Annotated in this window: 20 protein-coding genes and 1 other RNA gene; 14 read left to right on the plus strand and 7 right to left on the minus strand. The window is 35.2% G+C overall.

Annotated elements, in window-relative coordinates:
• Positions 1-158: 158 nt before the first annotated feature.
• From E0W68_RS09290 to rny, 4 genes are all read left to right on the plus strand, one after another.
• Complete coding sequence (locus E0W68_RS09290; RefSeq protein WP_135219147.1) at positions 159-449, plus strand: hypothetical protein; 291 nt, start codon at positions 159-161, stop codon at positions 447-449.
• A 6-nt stretch (positions 450-455) separates the two neighbouring features.
• Positions 456-749, plus strand: a complete 294-nt coding sequence (locus E0W68_RS09295) for a cell division protein ZapA (protein WP_135219148.1) — start codon at positions 456-458, stop codon at positions 747-749.
• A gap of 59 nt (positions 750-808) precedes the next feature.
• Positions 809-916: non-coding RNA, 6S RNA (ssrS, locus tag E0W68_RS09300), on the plus strand.
• A gap of 60 nt (positions 917-976) precedes the next feature.
• Positions 977-2,542 carry a ribonuclease Y gene (gene rny / locus E0W68_RS09305; protein WP_135219149.1) on the plus strand — a complete coding sequence of 522 codons (1,566 nt, stop codon included), beginning with the start codon at positions 977-979 and terminating at the stop codon, positions 2,540-2,542.
• 51 nt (positions 2,543-2,593) lie between these two features.
• On the opposite strand, the gene E0W68_RS09310 is transcribed toward rny, so the two are convergent.
• The 4 genes from E0W68_RS09310 to E0W68_RS09325 form a co-directional block, all read right to left on the minus strand.
• Positions 2,594-2,992: a response regulator gene (locus tag E0W68_RS09310; RefSeq protein ID WP_135219150.1), complete on the minus strand. Its 399-nt coding sequence runs from the start codon at positions 2,990-2,992 to the stop codon at positions 2,594-2,596.
• Positions 2,979-4,499, minus strand: coding sequence for a sensor histidine kinase (locus E0W68_RS09315; protein ID WP_135219151.1), 1,521 nt, complete (start codon positions 4,497-4,499; stop codon positions 2,979-2,981). The genes E0W68_RS09310 and E0W68_RS09315 overlap by 14 nt, the downstream gene beginning before the upstream one ends.
• An 81-nt stretch (positions 4,500-4,580) precedes the next feature.
• On the minus strand, positions 4,581-5,483 hold the full coding sequence (locus E0W68_RS09320; protein ID WP_135219152.1) for a site-specific tyrosine recombinase: 903 nt from the start codon (positions 5,481-5,483) through the stop codon (positions 4,581-4,583).
• A gap of 13 nt (positions 5,484-5,496) precedes the next feature.
• A complete protein-coding gene (locus tag E0W68_RS09325) occupies positions 5,497-6,432 on the minus strand; it encodes a 1-phosphofructokinase family hexose kinase (protein ID WP_135219153.1) in 936 nt (311 codons plus the stop codon).
• Between the two features lie 155 nt (positions 6,433-6,587).
• On the opposite strand from E0W68_RS09325, the gene E0W68_RS09330 reads away from it, so the two are divergent.
• Entirely contained in the window at positions 6,588-7,067 is a 480-nt protein-coding gene (locus tag E0W68_RS09330; RefSeq protein ID WP_135219154.1) for a hypothetical protein, read from the plus strand.
• Between the two features lie 9 nt (positions 7,068-7,076).
• Here E0W68_RS09330 and aroQ read toward each other — a convergent pair whose 3' ends face one another.
• The 3 genes from aroQ to E0W68_RS09345 all read right to left on the minus strand — a co-directional run bounded on the left by aroQ (position 7,077) and on the right by E0W68_RS09345 (position 8,676).
• The gene (gene aroQ, locus E0W68_RS09335) at positions 7,077-7,493 is read right to left on the minus strand and encodes a type II 3-dehydroquinate dehydratase (RefSeq protein ID WP_135219155.1); all 417 of its coding nucleotides are present in this window, start codon (positions 7,491-7,493) and stop codon (positions 7,077-7,079) included.
• 76 nt (positions 7,494-7,569) lie between these two features.
• Positions 7,570-8,127 carry a porin family protein gene (locus tag E0W68_RS09340; protein WP_135219156.1) on the minus strand — a complete coding sequence of 186 codons (558 nt, stop codon included), beginning with the start codon at positions 8,125-8,127 and terminating at the stop codon, positions 7,570-7,572.
• 21 nt (positions 8,128-8,148) lie between these two features.
• Positions 8,149-8,676 (minus strand): porin family protein, encoded by a 528-nt coding sequence (locus E0W68_RS09345; RefSeq protein ID WP_135219157.1) that lies wholly within the window; start codon positions 8,674-8,676, stop codon positions 8,149-8,151.
• A gap of 238 nt (positions 8,677-8,914) precedes the next feature.
• Here E0W68_RS09345 and E0W68_RS09350 point away from each other — a divergent pair, with 238 nt between their 5' ends.
• The 9 genes from E0W68_RS09350 to E0W68_RS09390 all read left to right on the plus strand — a co-directional run bounded on the left by E0W68_RS09350 (position 8,915) and on the right by E0W68_RS09390 (position 17,670).
• The gene (locus E0W68_RS09350; RefSeq protein WP_135219158.1) at positions 8,915-9,481 is read left to right on the plus strand and encodes a porin family protein; all 567 of its coding nucleotides are present in this window, start codon (positions 8,915-8,917) and stop codon (positions 9,479-9,481) included.
• A 110-nt stretch (positions 9,482-9,591) separates the two neighbouring features.
• On the plus strand, positions 9,592-10,200 hold the full coding sequence (locus E0W68_RS09355; RefSeq protein WP_135219159.1) for an outer membrane beta-barrel protein: 609 nt from the start codon (positions 9,592-9,594) through the stop codon (positions 10,198-10,200).
• Between the two features lie 496 nt (positions 10,201-10,696).
• Positions 10,697-11,104 (plus strand): prepilin-type N-terminal cleavage/methylation domain-containing protein, encoded by a 408-nt coding sequence (locus E0W68_RS09360; RefSeq protein ID WP_135219160.1) that lies wholly within the window; start codon positions 10,697-10,699, stop codon positions 11,102-11,104.
• Complete coding sequence (locus E0W68_RS09365) at positions 11,097-11,585, plus strand: general secretion pathway protein (RefSeq protein ID WP_135219161.1); 489 nt, start codon at positions 11,097-11,099, stop codon at positions 11,583-11,585. The genes E0W68_RS09360 and E0W68_RS09365 overlap by 8 nt, the downstream gene beginning before the upstream one ends.
• A gap of 2 nt (positions 11,586-11,587) precedes the next feature.
• Positions 11,588-12,997: a GspE/PulE family protein gene (locus E0W68_RS09370; protein WP_135219162.1), complete on the plus strand. Its 1,410-nt coding sequence runs from the start codon at positions 11,588-11,590 to the stop codon at positions 12,995-12,997.
• Positions 12,998-13,052: 55 nt separating this feature from the next.
• Entirely contained in the window at positions 13,053-15,185 is a 2,133-nt protein-coding gene (locus E0W68_RS09375) for a type II secretion system protein GspD (RefSeq protein ID WP_135219163.1), read from the plus strand.
• On the plus strand, positions 15,185-16,366 hold the full coding sequence (locus E0W68_RS09380) for a general secretion pathway protein (protein WP_135219164.1): 1,182 nt from the start codon (positions 15,185-15,187) through the stop codon (positions 16,364-16,366). Before E0W68_RS09375 ends, E0W68_RS09380 begins: the two co-directional genes overlap by 1 nt.
• Positions 16,363-16,899 carry a general secretion pathway protein gene (locus E0W68_RS09385; RefSeq protein ID WP_135219165.1) on the plus strand — a complete coding sequence of 179 codons (537 nt, stop codon included), beginning with the start codon at positions 16,363-16,365 and terminating at the stop codon, positions 16,897-16,899. The genes E0W68_RS09380 and E0W68_RS09385 overlap by 4 nt, the downstream gene beginning before the upstream one ends.
• Before the next feature lie 30 nt (positions 16,900-16,929).
• The gene (locus tag E0W68_RS09390) at positions 16,930-17,670 is read left to right on the plus strand and encodes a hypothetical protein (protein WP_225990355.1); all 741 of its coding nucleotides are present in this window, start codon (positions 16,930-16,932) and stop codon (positions 17,668-17,670) included.
• Positions 17,671-17,674: the final 4 nt, after the last annotated feature.

The following is a 17,674-nucleotide window of genomic DNA, read 5'->3' on the forward strand; positions in this document are numbered from 1 at the left end:
CGACTATAATCCAGTAATTACAGGGCTCAAACTTATAACTGTTTACATTGCAATTTATTACAGATATACGAAAAAAATTATAACAATTTTAGTATAATTGTTGTTTGTAAGCAAAGTAATATTAACTTTGTAAAATATTGTAATGAATATTGAATGCTATGAGCGGATTACCCGAAATAGTTGATTCTCTGGAAAATAAAATTGAAAGGCTCTACCAGAAACTGGAAAAGCTAAACAAAAAAAACCAGGAGCTTGAAAATGAAATTTCGGCATCAGCTAAGGTTATAAGCAATCAGTCTGAAGAGATAAATTTGTTGAAAAGACAGCATGAGACTTTAAAAATAGCCAATTCATTACTGGGCAGTGACGACAATAAGAGAGATACAAAACTCAAAATAAATTCATTGATCCGGGAAATTGATTACTGCATAGCACAACTTTCTGATTAGGAAGAAATGGATGAAAAGCTTAAAATAAAGATATCAATTGCCGACAGGGTTTACCCGCTTACGGTAGATCCGTCGCAGGAAGAGGGGCTGAGAAGTGCCTCGAAAAAAATTGATGTCATGATTAAGCAATTCGAAGAAAACTATGCCGTGAGAGACAAACAGGATGTTTTAGCCATGTGTGCGTTGCAATTTGCCGCACAAACGGAACAAAAGCAGATAAATACTGCTGAATCGTTGGAAAAAGCAGTTAACCGGCTGAAGGAAATGGATGAAAAATTGAGTGAAATACTCTCCAAATAATAAAAAAACGTTCTTTACATACGTCAAAAATACTGCCTACATTAGTACATATTTGATAAACTCAACACTAACATTTTAAAATGAGTGAATCTCCGTTTCTAAAGCAAGCTGCCTTTGAGCAGATCCTTGAACAGCGGGTTAGCTCAAAACTTGTCTATTACGAGTTTATACAATCTCTTCTGATGTAGGCTTTTTTTATATACATACACCAACATTATAAAGAATTTATGGATTCAACACTAATAATAATTATCGGCTGCATTATAGGGATAGCCATTGGTTTCGTGATTGCAAAGTTTCTCGAAAAAAAGAGCGCATCAGGAATTTTATTTAATGCAAAAAAGGAGGCTGCATCTATTATTAAAGATGCAACCAATGAGGCAGAAACCGTTAAGAAAGATAAAATACTTCAGGCTAAAGAAAAGTTTTTAGAACTTAAAGCTGAGCACGAACAAGTTATTTTAGGGCGTGACAAAAAAATATCGGAAGCTGAAAAAAGAACACGCGATAAAGAATCGCAGGTTTCCAGCGAGCTTGCAAAGGCTAAAAAACTGAATGATGAAGTTGAGGTTAAAATAACTGAATACAATAACCGTATCGATTATCTTGACAAAAAACAACAGGAAATAGACAAGTTGCACAAAAGCCAGGTAGAACAACTTGAGGTTATATCAGGACTATCGGCAGAAGATGCAAAATCTCAACTGATAGAAAGCCTTAAAAACGAAGCGAAGAGCAGCGCTATGTCGCACATACAGGACACTATTGAGGAGGCTAAACTAACAGCACAGCAGGAAGCCAAGAAAATAATAATAAACACTATACAACGTGTAGGTACTGAAGAGGCTGTAGAAAACTGCGTATCGGTATTTAATATCGAGTCAGACGACGTTAAAGGACGAATTATCGGTCGTGAAGGTCGTAACATTCGTGCACTCGAAGCTGCTACAGGGGTGGAAATTATTGTAGATGATACTCCTGAAGCTATTATACTTTCGTGTTTTGACCCTGTACGCAGAGAGGTTGCCCGCCTTGCATTGCACAAACTGGTAACTGACGGGAGGATTCACCCGGCACGTATTGAAGAGGTGGTTGCCAAAACGGCTAAACAAATTGAGGACGAGATTATAGAAGTAGGTAAGCGTACCGTGATAGACTTAGGGATACACGGACTACATCCTGAATTGATAAAAATTGTGGGAAGAATGAAATACCGTTCTTCTTACGGGCAGAACTTGCTGCAACACTCGCGTGAAGTGGCTAAACTTTGCGGTATTATGGCTGCAGAGCTTGGTCTTAATGTGAAACTTGCCAAGAGAGCCGGATTACTGCACGATATTGGTAAAGTGCCCGATGCAGAGAGCGACCTTCCGCACGCGCTGTTGGGTATGCAATGGGCTGAGAAATATGGGGAAAAAGAAGAGGTTTGTAACGCCATTGGTGCTCACCACGATGAGATAGAAATGAAGTTTTTACTCTCGCCGGTTGTACAGGTATGTGATGCTATATCCGGAGCCAGACCGGGTGCAAGAAGACAGGTGCTTGACTCTTATATACAAAGGCTTAAAGACCTTGAAGATATTGCTTATGGTTTTGGCGGTGTTAAGAGTGCCTATGCCATACAGGCAGGTAGAGAGCTTCGTGTAATTGTAGAAAGTGAGAAAGTGAGTGATGAAATGGCTGCGAACTTATCTTTTGAAATATCGCACAAGATACAAACGGAAATGACATATCCCGGACAGGTGAAAATTACTGTAATAAGGGAAACAAGAGCTGTAAACATTGCCAAGTAATTTGTAAACTTGTTTGAATAATATAAAAAAGCTGCCAAATGGCAGCTTTTTTTATATCCCTGCAATGAAAATTTTATCTAAATCTTCCTTACAAATAGGTTTTAAATAATAATCTTTAACAATATTATTAAAATCCTTAGCCTTGTTTATATCTACTTCGCTGTTGGATGAGCTTATCATGTATATTATTGATAATTTGGATAATGATATTGATAGTTTTGAATATTCTTCCAAAAATTGCCACCCGTCCATTATAGGCATATTTACATCAAGCAGTATAAGATCAGGTAACTGATCGTTGTTGTTTAAGCGTATATAATCTATAGCCTCTGCTCCATCGCAAAAGAATTTAGTAACAACATTTATCCCATTTTGCTTAAGAAGGTTCTTGAACAAAAAGTGATATATTTTATCATCGTCTATTACATATAGGCTGTTAACCGTTCTCATTAAAATATATTTTAAATGTAGTTCCTTTATTTACTTCACTAAAAACTTCTATTTTTCCTCCCATCGCCTCTACCTGGTTTTTGGTTATAAATAAACCTATACCTCTGGAGTTTTGATTTTTATGGAATGTTTTATACATCCCGAAAAGGGAGTTTTTATGTTTCTTCAAATCAATACCCAAACCATTATCAGATATGGATAATACTTTTTTACCATCTATTACTTCAAAATCATAAGATAGCATTGGCTTTCTTTCCGAACTTGAATATTTAATTGCATTTGTGGTAAAGTTAAGCAAAACGCTTTCAAGATAAGCAGGATTGTAGTTTACCGTTACATCAAGAGGTATGTTGATTTCAATATTTACACCGTGTTTGGTTATTTCATTATGCAATATATTTAATATATTCTTAAGATAGTACCTTAAATTGAGGTTTTCCTTTACCGTTTTTATCTCAAATTGTATATCTACTAACTCCTTTAAGTGTATAATGGTAACATACAAACTATCAGAAATAGCCTCAAGATGGTTTAGCATCTCTTCTTTTTCGTCTTCTTTGGCCCCTTTAAATATATCTATCAGCATTTTAAGGTTGCCTGCATGCGATCGTAAATTATGTGAAACTATATGGGCAAAATTAGTAAGCCTGTTATTTTGATCGCCAATAATATCTATAGTATTCCCCAGTTCTATTTCTTTTTCTTTTAATAGGGTAATATCTTTGTGCGTGCCTATTGCTCTTGTGGGTTTTCCACAATCGTCATACGCCACTACTTTACCCCTGCTCAATACCCATCTGTACTTGCCTTCTTCATTTATAATACGGTATATATTTTCAAAACCTGCGGTTTCTCCTTTCAAATGGGCATTTCTGGAAACCTCATGCTGCTTCATATCATCAGGGTGCATCCTGTCCCTCCAATACTTTAAAGGCACAACGGCTTCCTCCTCTTTAACACCCAATATGCTCATAGATTGACCGGAAAAATATACATTATCTGTTATCATATCCCAATCCCATATCCCTTCGGATGCGGCATGCAAAGCATATTTAAAACGTTCTTCAGAAATTTTTAATCGTCGCTCGTGTTCCTTCTGCTCTGTAATATCGCTTACCCTCGCATAAAAACTTATGGTACCGTCTTTTTGCAATTCAGGCTTAGCATTTATTCGCATCCAGCGCAATCCTTTTATAGGCAATCTTACCCTAAATTCATCATTCCAGCCGGCAAATGTTTTTTTAGAAACTTCAAGAGTTTCTTTAAAATGACCGAAATCTTCTGCCACCAACCTTTCTTTTAAAAAAACCTGAGTGTTAGACATAAATGTTTCCACACTTAGTTCTAATATATCATTAACCGTTTCGCTGGCAAAAACTATCGAGTAAAGATTATCCGTCTTACATATCATTTTAAATATAAGATCCGGGACCTGGTCAAGAAGCTTTTTATAAAAAGCATTCAAGCTTTCCCCATCATGAATATCCGGCATATCGAAAAACTTCATTTCTACTGGTTTTTGCACAAAAATAAGGTTAGTTTTAAAATTAATGATTTTTTTTGATATTTAATCCTTAATATACCCTAATTATCTTCTTGGGTGATAGGTGTTTATAATATTGCTGAGGAATTTTCTGTCCAGGTGCATATATATTTCGGTAGTTGTAATTGATTCGTGTCCTAACATAAGCTGAATAGAGCGTAAATCGGCTCCGTTTTCTAATAAATGTGTGGCGAAAGAGTGGCGAAACGTGTGTGGGCTTATTGTTTTATTCAATTCAATTTTTTTAGCCAGATCTTTAACAATAGTAAATATCATGGCTCTTGTCAGCCCGCTGCCCCGTCGGTTTAAAAACAAAGTATCTTCATGCCCTTTTTGTATATCCTGAAAAGTCCTTACGCCATCTTTATACAGGGTTATATACTTTTGCGTGAGGCTGTCTATGGGTACAAATCTTTGCTTGTTTCCTTTTCCTGTAACTTTAATAAAACCTTCTTCAAAAAACAAGTCGGATATTTTTAATCCTACCAGTTCAGATACCCGAAGTCCGCAACTATAAAGGGTTTCCAATATGGCTCTGTTGCGCTCCCCTTCATTAGTAGTTAAATCGATAGCATTGATAAGTGCATCAATCTCTATAGTTGATAGCGTATCAGGCAGCTTACGCCCTATTTTAGGAACTTCTATAAGCTCTAAAGGATTGTCTTTCCTGTAATCTTCAAAAACGATATAACTGAAAAAACTTTTCAGCCCTGACAGAAGCCGAGCCCGGGAACGTGGATTTAACTCCGCAGCTACATGATATATAAACTCTTGTATGGTTTCTTCATTTATATACACAGGAGATACATCTATGCTGTTTTTTTCCATATAACGAACCAGCTTTTTAATATCAAAAAGATAGTTGGTTACTGAATTATCCGATAGTCCCCGTTCTATTTTAAGATAGGATTTATAATCATTTATATATGTCGTCCAAGATGATTTCATGAAAATTTAATCTTTATGCTTTAGAGAGCCATTGATACAAACGTTCGGCATCTTCTTTTTTAAACAATCCCGTACCGGGATTCATTGTGGCAGCCGAACCGCAGGCTACGCCCATGCGAACCATATCCAGAACCGTACCGCCTTTTGCCAGCATAGCTACCATACCTGCCACCATGCTGTCTCCTGCTCCTACAGTACTCATTTTTTTTACCGCCGGTGCCGGTATATGTGCAGTTTGTTCTTTCGTTACAAGATAAGCTCCTTGGGCTCCCATAGATACCACTATTACCTCTGCCATACCTTTATTTATCAGTTGCATGGCTGCCTGTACTGTCATCTCATTATCCAGATGTTCTATACCCGAAAGGCGGCTCAGTTCGCCAATATTGGGTTTCAGTAAATAGACTCCCTCTTCTAACGCTGCCGAAAGTGCCTCGCCGGAGGTGTCAAGTACTACTTTACTGCCCTTTTCTTTTGCCAGTTTTACCAGTGTTTTTACAAATACCGGTGCTATACCCGGTGGCAAACTGCCGCTTATTACCACAATTTCGGGGAATGGTGTTATTGCTTTTATTGTTTTGTATATAGTGGCTGTTTCGCTGTCTGTAATGGCTTCGCCGGGCATCCCAAACCGATATTGCTCATTGGTAAAGGTATCTACTACAATAAAGTTTTCGCGGGTTTGGGCAGCTACTTGTACAGGCAGTGTAGTTATATCTTCTTCTTCCAGTAGTTGCTGTAGCAAACTACCGGTGCGACCGCCGGCAGTAAAAAGAGCTGTGGTTGTTATACCAAGTCGCAATAACCCACGCGAAACGTTTATACCTCCGCCCCCCGGTTCATATTTTGGAGCAGCGCATCTTAGCTTTTTCTCGGGTTTTATATTCGCTACACTACTGCTTTTATCTACAGTTGGATTTAGGGTTATAGTAAGTACATTATTTATCATAATACGATATTGATTTCCTGCTAAATTACCACAAATATTTATTTATTATGTAATGTTAAGAAATCTGAACCTATTAAGTATTCAATTAATTTAGTACTATTTTTGTGATGGTTTATAAATAATCATCATACTAATTATTTTAATGCTCAACACAAATGTATACTCCTGTAAAAGATAGTAAAACCAAGCATACAGCGTTAGGCAAGAATAGTCATTTTGGAAGAGTATTTGGTAACAAACTGTTTATCAATGCTTTTAAAAATGATTTAGAGATTGACATAAACTCTATTCATAAAATAAGATTGTATAATTCTGTTTCCTATTTATATAATATTTTACTACTCCTTCTATCTGTGCTGTTTTTTGTGGTTGCTTTTAGCTTTACCGATAGTAAAATTATAATTACGGCATTCTCGGCACTGGGCATCATTGGTGTTATATATTCTTTCAGAATAAAAAAATCAGTTCACAGTATAATGATAACCTTAAAAAAAGAAGATAAGGTTATAAAAATACCTGTAAAAAAAGAAATGCGAAAAGAGGCTGATGATTTTATATTCTATGTAAATGGTGAAATTCTTAGGCTTGATAAATCAAGATATAACCATTATATGACCACAAAAATAAAAGACTGATTGGTTAGCTTAATTTATAAACGATTGCAAAGCAAGGTTATACCCTTTTAAACCAAAGCCTATAATAACCCCTTTGACAACAGGCGATATATAGGATTGATGCCTGAATGTTTCCCTCGAAAAGGTATTGGAGATATGTACTTCTACCACCGGGGCGGTTACAGCCTTGACGGCATCGGCAATGGCTACAGAGGTATGGGTGTATGCCCCTGCATTAAGTATGATGCCACTATACTGAAAGCCTGTTTCGTGTATTTTGTTTATTATTTCGCCCTCTATATTACTCTGATAGTATGACAATTCAATATCAGGATACTGCTCTGCCAGGAGTTTAAAATAATCTTCAAATGTTGTAGTCCCATATACGTCAGGCTCCCTTTGCCCCAGCAGGTTAAGGTTAGGACCATTTATTATAATAACTCTCATGAAACATATTTTTGTAAAAATACATAAAAAAAGCCAACCCTTTTAGGTTGGCTTTTTGTGCTTGATTTATATTTTTTTAGAAGTAATACCCTACTGATAGTTGAAAAACTGCATTTTTAGAATCTACGTCTTCATAAACATCAGTAAGCCCTATTGTGTATCGTGCCTGTGCAAAAAGCCCTGCAATAATTTTAAGTTCTACACCGCCTGCTGCTGCCATATCAAAACTTTTAGATTCCAATGCCTCCTCTGCTTCGTCAACAAGAAAAGAAAATTGAGGTCCTGCCATAAGGCTTAGCTTACTTGGCAAAATATAATATTTTGCCATTAACGGTACAGCTATGTAATTTAGATTAAAGTCTTCGGATGATTCAACAAAGGCTTCCCCCACATTTACTCGATCATTAACGGTTGCTCCCTGCGAAGAAAATAATCCTTCTGCCTGTACCGAAAAAGTGGGTACAATATTCAGCTCAAGAACTGCTCCCGCATGAAAACTGGTTATACCATCAGTATCGAGGTCACCGTTAAAGTTGGAGAAGTTTGTACCTGCCTTTATACCGAAGTTGATACCTTGTGCCTGCATGACAAAACCGGTTGCCATTGTTACTACTAAAATTAAAACTTTTTTCATATCTAAAAATTTAGTGGATTATTAAAACATATAACATAATGACAATTGTAATACTGAGTTTTTAAGCTCAGCATTGTCAGATACTTTACTGGTTCCTACATTGTATCTTGCTTGTGCCGAGAAATTATCGGCAAAGAAGAATTCAACACCTCCTGCAAAACCCAAATCGTAGGTATTACTCTCAAAGGTATCAAAATTATCGGACTCACTAATAAGCAACCCTACTTGAGGCCCGGCGTGAATATTAAACGAATCTGTAAAATACAGTTTAAGCATTACAGGTAAGTTCAAGTAGTTTAACTTGTAGTTTTCTTCTTTTGTTTTTGCTCCCTGTACAGAGTATAAAAACTCAGGTTGTACAGATAAAGCATCCATCAGGTGCATTTCGGCAACCAACCCTGCATGAAAACTGGTTAAAACATTAAAATCATCAGCATCATTACCGCTAAAATTAGCAAAGTTTAAACCTGCTTTTAACCCGAATGCCTGAGCATTCACGGCTGTGTAACTACCAATAAAAACAAAAGCGGCAAGTAATAATTTTTTCATTTTATAAGTTTGTGTTAGTGTTATATAGCACAAAAATAGTATAATTTACCATACTACAAAGAACTGAGGCAGGTATAACGCATACAAATTAGGTACATTTAAGGAATGTTATCAAATTGTTATTTTATGAAAAAATATAACTTTTTAACATATTTTTAAAGAATTTCATAACATTGAATATTTTTTTGATTAAAAAATAATTTATATTTGTATTGCATAACAATAAATAACTTACAAAATGAAAAAATTATTACTATCGGCTGCTGCTATAATGGCGTTCAGCGTTGTTTCTCATGCTCAGGAAATTAAGTTTGGTGTTAAAGCAGGTTTAAACATTGCTGACTTTGGTGGCGATGCAGAAACCGAAGGCTCAAGAACAGGATTCCACGCGGGCGGTCTTGCTGAGTTTAAATTAACTGAAACTTTCTCTATCCAGCCGGAACTTCTTTACTCTATGCAAGGTGCTAAAGGGAAAGACATTCTTACCGGAGAAGAATATGATCTTAAATTTGACTACATCAACATTCCTATTATGGCTAAATATTACCTGATGGAAGGTTTAAGTATTGAAGCAGGACCTCAAGTAGGTTTCCTTATGAGTGCTAAAGCTGAGGATGAAGATATTAAAGATAGCTATAAAAGTATAGACATCGCTCTTAACGGGGGGGTTGCTTATGACTTGCCAATGGGGCTTTTCTTTCAGGCAAGATATAGTGCCGGTATTTCTGACATTAGTGATATAGAAGGTTCTGATGATAAAATAACAAATAATGTAATATCTCTTTCTGTAGGTTACAAATTCTAATTTACAGACCGAAAACATATACCTAAAATCCTCCCTAATGGGGAGGATTTTTTTTTATCGAAATAATATCTTCGCGGTACAATTTGTATAACTTAATTATTTATTTAAAAATGAAAAAATTACTACTATCTGCGGCGGCAGTATTCGCATTTGCCTATGCTAATGCACAAGAGGAAACAACTTCTACAGGAGGTTTCAGCACAGGAGATGTATTTATTTCAGGAAGTGTTGGTTTCGGTTCTGAAAAAACAGGTGATTTTAAAGCCACCGAATTTAACTTCTCTCCACGTGCCGGTTATTTTGTGAGTGATAACATTGCTCTTGGATTGGCTTTGGGGTACAACAATACTAAACAGGATGAGGAATTTGGTTTTGGAACTGCTGAAGTAACAACAAATACCTTTGAAATTGGTGCTTTTGGTAGGTATTACTTTATGCCTGCAAGCCAGTTTTCGCTATTTACTCAATTAGGAGTTAATTATGGAACTACGAAATCAGAAATTGATAATGAAGAATTTAATAAAGCGAACGGCTTTAATGTTGAATTTGCACCGGGTATAAGCTATTTTATATCAGAGCATTTTGCACTGGAGGCTACTTTTGGAGTTTTAAGCTATACTACTGTTGAGCCTGATGAGGATGATGCAGACTCTACTAATACTTTTCAATTAGGTCTTAACATGAGTGATATTAACTTTGGCTTAATATACAAGTTTTAATTTGTAGTTATATAAAAACAAAAACTGCCCGATAACTCGGGCAGTTTTTTTATGCTATAAAACCAATAAGACACTGATTATCAGAATAAAATTAAAAATCCCGAAACGTACAGTAATTACTGTTAATTTCGGGATTGCCTTGTAGCGAAGACGGGAGTTGAACCCGTGACCTCAAGGTTATGAATCTGATATTTTATTACATTTAAACCGTAGCTATTATACTACTTCTATTTTTATCTAAGAATCTTATTTTACTATTTTTTTTACGATTGTTTTTCAATGGTTTACAATCAAAATCAAAGCGAAACCCTAATCGGATACATTAGCATTCTGTTTATTAAGTTTTCAAACTTAAATTTTTTAAGAAATATTTAATACGTAAATAACGTTAATAGTATGTTAAGAATTGTACTAAACTTAATACAATTTTCCAATAATCATTATAAACAACAAATTTTTACTATGTTTGACTCATGTTTAAAATAAGTTATAGGCAATGAAAAAATACACTAAAAAACTTCCTTCTTTTAACTTACAGGAAATGCTGATTGTTCTGGCTATTATAGGAATATTACTGCTTATAGCATTACCAAACCTGATGCCTTTAATAACCAAAGCAAAAAGTGTAGAAGCGCAAACACAACTGAAAGCCATATATAATGCTGAAAAACAGTATTACTTTATGTACTCTAAATACAGTAATGAGTTAAGTGAGATTGATTTTGAAGCTCCAAAAACGGTACAGGAAAACGGTACAGCTAATTATAGCTATGAAATAATACAGGCTACCAATAACGAATTTAAAGCGCGTGCCACGGCAGTGACCGATTTTAATGGGAATGGTATTTTTAACGTATGGGAAATCGATCAAAACGGCAACCCAAAACAGGTAACTAATGATTGAGGTTATCCTTAAAGTTTTTATTATTTTAGTTTTTTTAACAATTTTTTGGCAAGACATAAAGGAAAGGCAAGTCTATTGGTTTTTATATCCTGTTGCAGGAATTATTGCATTTTTAATTAATGTATTTAATACCGATCTAACTATCGCTGTTACTAATACCATCATTAATATTTTTATAGCAGGAACTATACTTATAGTAGGGAAACTATATTCGGGCATTGTACTGAAAAAAAAGTTTATTAATTCGAGTATAGGAGTAGGTGATATTTTGATGTTAGTATTTCTATCAGCAACTTTTGCCACAATAAGCTATATCATTCTTTTAGTATTTTCACTTATATTTTCTTTACTTATGCATTTGATATTCAAAAAGAAAGACACTCATACAACCGTACCTTTGGCAGGTTACTTAGCACTGTTTTTTACAACGGTATATAGTGTTTCTTTTTTTATTGAACCCAAATATCTGTTCTCTTACTAATTATGAAGCAGGATTTCCATATACCAACCGACGTACAACAATTAATAAATGCCGAACAGGCATATCATTATCGTATTATACCAGTGAGTAAAGGGGAAGGTGCTTTAGTTTTTAAAACTGATAATACTAATTTTGCCCAACTGCAATCGGAACTTTTGATATTATTAGGATTAAATGTAACGCTTACTGAAGATACTCCTGAAAATATAAACAAATACCTTTCGACTAATTATAGAAAATCATCTTCTGACAAGGTTTCAGAAATACATTATTCTAATGATTTTCTGGAAAAAATATTAATAAGTGCTAAAGAAACAGGCAGCAGCGATATACACTTTGAGCCTTACGAGCTAAAAGCCCGCGTACGCTTTCGTCTTGACGGTAAACTGAAAGAGCAATTTTTTATAGACAATGACGAATACCCCATAATTGTAAATAAGATAAAAATACGGGCACAACTCGATATCTCAGAAAAGCGACTCCCACAAGACGGTCGTATAACAATCGCTACAGATTATGAGGATTTCGACATTCGTGTTTCAGTCCTCCCTACCCTTCATGGCGAAAAGATTGTTTTGAGGATATTAAGCAAGGATACCAGCCACATCGATCTTGCTTCGGTTGGATTTACCGACAATGAACTTAAAACATATTTGGAAGGAATTAAAAAACCTAACGGTATTGTATTAATATCAGGTCCTACCGGTTCGGGTAAAACAACAACACTATATGCAACACTAAAAAAACTGAACCAGCCCAACACAAACATTCTTACTGTAGAAGACCCTATTGAATATACATTAGAGGGTATTAACCAAGTACAGCTAAAAGAGAATATAGGGCTTGATTTTGCGGCTACTTTAAGAACTTTTTTACGACAAGACCCGGATATCATAATGGTAGGAGAAATTAGAGATGTTAATACTGCCAATATGGCGATACGAGCAGCGCTTACAGGGCATTTGGTTTTATCTACCATACATACCAACTCCGCTTGGGCTACTATTTCCAGGCTTATCGATATGGGCGTACCTCCCTTTCTTATTGCCAGTACACTCAACATCAGTATTGCACAGCGATTGGTAAGAAAACTTTGTAACCATTGTAAAACAACAGAACCTGTTAATCCAAGTATTTTCCCTTCAGGTTTTTCTATACCCGACAATTTGAATAATCATTATGTAGCTGTTGGCTGCGAGCACTGTTACCAAACGGGTTATAGTGGCAGAAAAGCTATATACGAAATACTGCCTATTGATAAAGAACTTATGAATTTAATAAAAAACAATACCCTGAGTATTGATGAATATTTGGAAAGTAAAAACATCTATACACTAAAACGTAATGCTATAGATTTGATACAACAAGGTATTACATCGGTTGAAGAAGCTTTCTCTTTGTTGATGGAATAAAACAATTATATTTGGCAACAATTATCCCCACACACCGGAATTACCCAATACAATTATGAAAAAGATTCTATTTTGCTGCATACTACTCACTTTTACTGTCTTTTACGGGCAGGAAGACAAACACATAGAGCAAATTCGGAATAATATAGAGCTTATTTTCCCCGATACTCCCGGACTTGCAGAGAAAGTGAATGTTAATATTAAACAGGCAACGCTTTCAGATTTTTTATTGGCGGTTTCCGAAGTACATAAAGTAAACATCAGTGTAGATCCTGCGTTAAAACAAACTACTATAGTTAATAACTTTAGCGATGTAATAGTGGCCGATCTAATACTTTTTTTATGTAAAGAATATAAATTAACGGTTGAATTTACGGGTAATATACTAGCCGTTAAACCCTATGCTCCGCCTGTAGAAGCTCCGAAAGAAAAAGTAATTGATGTAGATTATAATTATAATAATGAATTGCTTTCGCTAAACCTGAAAGACGATAAACTCTACGATGCTTTTAAAAAGATAATGGATGAGAGTGGGAGAAATCTTGTTTTTACTCCCGGAATGGAAAACCAGCTATTAACGGTTTATATAAAAAATATGCCTTTTGATGCGGCATTAAATAAACTGGCTTATGCCAATAATCTTTATGTAACAAAATCGAAAGATAATTTTTATCTTTTTGACAGGCTCGATGCTCCTGCGCCTGACAAAAGCAGTTCGGCTGTAAGTCAAAACAAACCACAAAGGCAGCGCCGATCGAACTTCTTTTTTAATATACTGGATAAGGACAGGCAATTGCTTGAGGTTGATTTTGAAAATACACCCATATCCAGTATTGTTTATGATATTGGTACAGAATTACAAATTGACCTGTTTATAGCGAGTCCATTGGAAAATGCAGGAAATGCAACCGTAAAGGCAAAAAATATAACATTTGACGAGTTGCTAATGAAAATGTTTGAAGCCAATGCAACCAATGCCCAAGCAAATAACGCACCGCCACAGCAACAATTTAATAATACAACCGGACAACAGGGAGCTGCAAATGATTTTTACACCTTTCTTAAAGAAAATAATATCTATTACTTTGGTACTAAAAGCCAGTTGACTGTACGAAACGTAAAGGCTATACCGCTTATGCATCGTTCTATAGAATTATTAGGCGATCCTGATACTTCGCAGAGAACTGTAGGCAGGACATCTGCATCAAGCTTTTCGAGCTATAATGGTTCTTTTGACAATCGTACTACTAATCAGCCACAACAAAATCAAAATGATAACAGAGGCAGTAGCCAGCCAGCCGAATCTATTTTGACTATTATTCCTGACGAGGTTAAAAAAGACCTTGATATAAAAATAGATCGTGAACTGAACAGTTTTATAGTAAACGGTCCTGCTGAAAATATTAACCGATTTGAATCCTTTATTAAGTATATAGATAAACCAGTACCCGTAATACTTATCGAGGTTATGCTGCTCGAAATAAGCAGAAGTGCTATTATAGAAACAGGTATAAGCGCAGGCATTGGCGATAAACCAACTACCACAACAGGTACGGTTTTCCCTACTTCGGATATAACACTCGGAGCAAGCACAATCAATAAAATAATTAATCGTTTTGATGGATTTGGCTCATTGAATATTGGTAATGTCGTACCTGATTTTTACTTGAGCCTAAAAGCAATGGAGGCAAATGGCGATTTAAAAATACGTTCAGCACCAAGGCTTTCTACTTTAAATGGGCACAAAGCGCAACTATCTATTGGAGAAACTACTTATTATGTGGTTACCAATCAGAATTTTTACGGTTCTCAAATACCACAGGCTTCCGAGATTAAAAATTATCAGCCTATAGATGCCGAGTTGTCGGTATCTATAAAGCCTTTGGTTTCGGGCGACGGGCAAATAACATTGGATATACGGGTTGTCCAATCGAGCTTTAACGGAGAACGTATTGATGAAGATGCCCCTCCGGGTATTAACTCACGAGAATTTACCTCTATTATCAGGGTAAGAGATCAGGATTTAATTGTATTGGGCGGGCTTGAAGAAAAAGTTAAAAACGACTCCGGCTCAGGAGTGCCGTTATTAGCCCGGATACCTATCATCAAATGGTTATTCAGCTCAAGAAAGAGAGAAGATTCCAGAAAAAAACTAACTGTGTTAATTAAACCTACTGTTATATATTAGTGGCATCTAACCTTCAAAATATTCTTTCGGGAAAAAATTACATTGGTATTGAGTGCTTCTCAATAAACAATGAGGACAGATATGCTTTTTTACAAGTAACACGAAAAAAAGGCAGTCTTGAGATAGCACGTAAAGAGATTTTTGAAACTGAAGAACAACTTACAACAGAAAAAACCAAACTCCCTGTTATACTCATAATCAATAACAAGTATGTACTGCAAAAAGAGGTAGTAGGAACGGATAGTAATGATAAAAAATTACTGCATAAAGGCTTTCCAAATATACAGTTAGATGATTTTTATTACGAAATATGGCGCACGGGCTCAACTTCTGTTATTGTGATATGCCGAAAAAATTATATTGATGAAAAAATAAATACCTTTTCTGAGAATTTCAGGGTGGCTTCGGTTAGTCTTGGTTTGTGCTCTCTAGCTACTGTTACAGATTTTATAAATACCCCATCAGTTACAACAAATACTCATGAAATTGATTTGCAGAAAGACGAAGTAAGCCTGAACATTTATAATGGAAAGCCTGTGGTTTATGACGTAAACGGTCTTGCAGTAGATACCCGTTGGATTATAGCTTTTGCAGGTATTTTAAGCAGCATCCTTACCATTGATAAAACATCGGGGAGTATTCTTACTATTAAAAATATACTTGCCGAAAAATTTAAACAGAAAGCCTTTTTTGAGAAAACACTCCGGTTTGGTATGGGTCTGATATTAGTACTCTTGCTTATTAATTTTTTACTCTTCAGCCATTATTTTAAAAAAGCTTCTGAAATAGATACTGTGCTTTCGGCAAATAAGGTTGAAATAGAACGAATAAATGAACTAAAAAAGAGAATAAGCGATAAGGAGGAAAAATTAGAAAACTTTGCCAATAATACTTCTTCAAAAAGCTCTTTGGTTATTAATAAAATAACTTCTTCTGTTCCCGGCTCAATAGTATTGGACAAACTAATTTTTCATCCTGTAGAGAAGCGTATAAAAGAAGGTGAAGCAATACAACCACAAGACAGCATTATTATAATTTCGGGTAAGGTTCTAAGCAATCAGGATTTTACGAATTGGATATCCCAAATAGAGAACTTGGAAGAGATAAAAAACGTAACAATTACATCGTTCGGCAAAGAAAATAACAAAACAGAATTTTCGTTAAGGGCAGATACAAAATGAAATTAAGCAGAAATAATAAGTTACTTCTGTTAGGGTTAATCATAACCCTCTACATTTGCTATGCTTTTGCTTTTTCGAATACTATTCATTATTACAATGAATATCAATCTAAGAAAGAAGTGACAGAAAACTCACTGAATAATCCTGATATACTGAGACAACTGGTTATCAGAGAAAAACAACTTGATACTATTTTAGAACGATATTCTCTTATAGAAAAAGAATCGTTTCAAAACGAGTTACTGAAAAAAATAACAACTCTCAGTAATCGCTATAATCTGAAAATTACAGACTTTAAAGAGCCACACATTATCGTTGAAAATGAAATTAAGACATCCAGTTATATATTTACGCTGGAAGGAAGCTTTAACGGTATATTATTACTGATAAATGCCATAGAAAATGATGTAACACTGGGCGCGGTAAAGCATATTACCTTTGCAAAGAACAGAAACTATAAATACAATACCGATTATCTTACAGGAGAAATAATTATGCAAAAAAATGAAACTGTTAAAGATGGGCCACAATAGAATTTTCACCCTGAAATGTTTACTTTTACTATGATGAAAAACACCTTTAAATATCTGTTTATATTAATAATAGTAGTAGTTACAGGCTGCCAAACTACTAAAATTAACAATGTTAAGTACACAGTATCAGCAGCAACTACTGAGTTAGGTAGCATAGGTCGCTCAACAACATTATTTAAGCTTGATAATGATTTTAAAACGCATTCATTTCCGTTATTAAAAAACAATATAAGGCTGGACGTACAGGTGCGCCCCTTTAATAAAAACACATATAAGATTTATACCGCTAAAGCTGAGTTGGCACAGGAGCAACAAAAAATACAATATACAGACAGTTTGTCTGTTAAGCCGGAACTGGTAACCATTTCCCTACTTGATGTAAAAGGCTATATTAATGAACTGAACAGTGATTATAATAAAGATATTGCCACCTATTTAAAAGATACCGAAGATGCTGTTGCCGTTACAGGGCTTGCAATAACATTGCCTAAAGAAGCCTTGAATAAAATTAAGACATCGGATGCTTATTACCTTACTAACAGCCAAGACAAAAAATATACTCTCAGTTTATACAAAACAGGCAAAAAAACAGATGAAATAGATTTAACACAGGGTACTGTGATAGGCTATACATTAGGTAAATTTTGTTGGGCTGTAAATGACAGGCAAAAATGGTATATAGGGGATATTGTAAAAGACAATAAGAGCTGCAAAGGAGAAACGAAAGAAAAAATAAAAGAGAAAGAACAAACCAATTTGTTTAAAATGTAATAGC

Source organism: Flavobacterium salilacus subsp. salilacus (genome assembly GCF_004634195.1).
GTDB classification, from domain to species: domain Bacteria; phylum Bacteroidota; class Bacteroidia; order Flavobacteriales; family Flavobacteriaceae; genus Flavobacterium; species Flavobacterium salilacus.